Annotated in this window: 2 protein-coding genes and 1 pseudogene; 1 reads left to right on the top strand and 2 read right to left on the bottom strand. The window is 67.4% G+C overall.

Translation table 11 applies throughout. The annotated features are described in order from the left end of the window. Together CCN42_RS34320 and CCN42_RS45750 are read right to left on the bottom strand one after the other, a co-directional pair. Window positions 1–401 (bottom strand): annotated as a pseudogene (locus CCN42_RS34320) (IS5 family transposase); the annotation flags it as partial. Further along, window positions 386–1333 carry a transposase gene (locus CCN42_RS45750; protein WP_281259549.1) on the bottom strand — a complete coding sequence of 316 codons (948 nt, stop codon included), beginning with the start codon at window positions 1331–1333 and terminating at the stop codon, window positions 386–388. The gene CCN42_RS45750 and the pseudogene CCN42_RS34320, both read right to left, overlap by 16 nt. Window positions 1334–1721: 388 nt before the next feature. Between CCN42_RS45750 and CCN42_RS34310 the strand changes: the two genes are divergently transcribed. Beyond that, window positions 1722–2335: HAD family hydrolase (locus CCN42_RS34310; RefSeq protein WP_107427689.1), on the top strand; the 614-nt coding region annotated here is incomplete at its 3' end.

Genomic DNA, 2335 nt, shown 5'->3' with positions numbered 1-2335 from the left:
CCCGCCGCGGGAGCGTCCGAGCGCGTGATCGGCGGGCTCGCCGGTGCGTGCCGCCCCTTTTTGAGTGCTCCGGCAGCGTGCTGGTGAGCTCGAACGACCGTGGAGTCCACTGACACGGTCCAGTCGATGTCGTCGTCGGCGTCCGCCGCCGCCAGGACGGCGGTGAGGATCATCTCCCAGGTGCCGTCCACGGCCCATCTGATCAGCCGCTTGTGAGCGGTCTGGAAAGAGCCGAGCTCGTCGGGCAGGTTCCGCCAGGGCGAGTTGGTGCGGTACTTCCACGCGATGGCCTCGAGGGTGCGGCGGTGGTCGGCCCATCGCCGCCCGCGGACCGGATCCGCCGGCATCAGCGGCTCGATCCGGTCCCACATCGCTTCGGTGATCACTAATCGGACGGACACATCCGATCAACTGACCAACCCATCAAAGAGACACGCGCTAGCCGTTGGACGGTGCGGTAGGTCATGCCGAGCTCGCGCTGGACCGACCGTCGGCTGTGGCCAGCGGCCAGCAGCGCGTGGAAAGCGGCGTGCTTGGCGCGGGTACGGTCGGCGAACCGGTGCCCTTTGGGCCATGGCGACCCGTTTTCGGCTGGCGCCGGCGCCGACGCCGGAACCTGCTCCGGCGCCGACTCGGCGAAGGACGCGCGGAGGCACGAGCGGTGGCGGGAGACACACGGCTCGGCCGCTTCGCCGAGGTTGCGCCACAGGTGGAACCGGTCGGCGACCTGGACCGCGGTGGGCGCCCCGATGCTGGCGTCCTCGGCGAAGAATGGAGCGCGGTCGCGGTAGACGACCTCGATCCCCGGGCGCTCGGCCATCCAGGCCGCGACAGTGCCCGCCTCTCGATCCGGCAGCAGGTCTACCGGCCGGCGGGTCTCCACGTCGACCAGCACGGTCCCGTAGACACGGCCCCTGCGCATCGCGTACTCGTCGACGCCGACCAGCGCGGGACCTGTGGCTTGGGCTCCGGGAGGGCATCGACCAGCCGCAGGACCGTATTCCGGCTGACCCTCGCACGGAAGACGTCGGCCAGTCGGGCACCGGCACGACCGGCCAACGCGAGGCCGTCCTCGGCCAGCACTGACCGCATTCGAACGGTGCGCTGGCTGTACCGCCGGGTCAGGCCCGCGACCTGCTCGACGAACGTCCGCCGCAGGGGAGGTCTTCGCACACATGAAGCGCCGGACACGAAGACACAGCACCACCCGCCGGCCCACCACCGGGAGGTCAGAGGGGAACCTCAGGTAGGACCCGTGCACCCGTCCCGACCAGTTCCCGCAGCCCGGGCACCGAGCCCTGGCCGTCCGACATCGGACGCCGACTCGGACCACCTCTCCGTCGTCCTGCACCGACACCACCCTGATCCCCGGAGCCGACAGGACAAGCAGCTCTTCCAGCCGGAGCAGTACCTCCCGCACAGCCCAGAACCATCAGCCCAGACGAGGTCGGTACCGGCGGTTTCCAGACGACCTCGCGAAAGGGGCCAGCAAGATCAACGTTCACAGGGAGTAGGCACACCACAGAAGTTGGACCAGAACCCGAGTTTTGAAGGCACCTGCCGAAGTAGCGGAGTCGTGCCGGCGGTTCGCCACAGGGCTGCCACAAGGTTTCAAGATCGCTTGACCTTGCCCCAGAGGGAAGGGCGACAGTGTCTCCGTAGATCAAATGAGCGAGCGGTGTGCGCTCGCCAGCCGGGCAGGACGAAGAGGGGGAGTTCGAGTGACGGCGACCTGCGTCATTCTCGATATCGGTGGCGTGCTGGAGATCACGCCGGAAACCGGGTGGGTGCAGCGTTGGGAAGAGCGGCTGGAGTTGCCGCTCGGCACTGTGGATGAGCGGCTGCGCGACGTGTGGCAAGCCGGGAGCGTCGGGAGTATCAGTGAACGAGTGGTCCACGAGCAGGTGGCAGCACGCTTGGGGCTCGACGCGCCCCAGGTTGAAGCCTTCATGGCTGATCTCTGGGCGGAGTACTTGGGAACGCCTAACGAGGAGCTCATCGCTTATGTGCGTGGGCTGCGGGGAAGCTGCAGCCTGGGCATTCTGAGCAACAGCTTCGTCGGCGCCCGGGAGCGGGAGACGGCGCTGTATCACTTCGACGAACTGGTCGAGCAAATCGTGTACTCGCACGAGATTGGCGTCGAGAAGCCGGACCCGCGTGCCTTCGAGGCCGTATGCGCCAGCCTGGAGGTGCGGCCGGAGAGCTGTCTGTTCATTGACGATTTCGCAGTCAATGTTGAGGCTGCTCAGGCAGCGGGCACGCAGGCGCATCTGTTCGAGGACAACGCACGGACGATTACGCGCATCGCAGCCCATCTAGGTTCTGTCTCTTTGGT

This window comes from Streptomyces glaucescens, assembly GCF_002154375.1.
Lineage (GTDB): Bacteria > Actinomycetota > Actinomycetes > Streptomycetales > Streptomycetaceae > Streptomyces > Streptomyces glaucescens.
The sequence above is the reverse complement of the archived record's forward strand: the minus strand, read 5'-3'. Positions and strand labels throughout refer to the sequence as shown.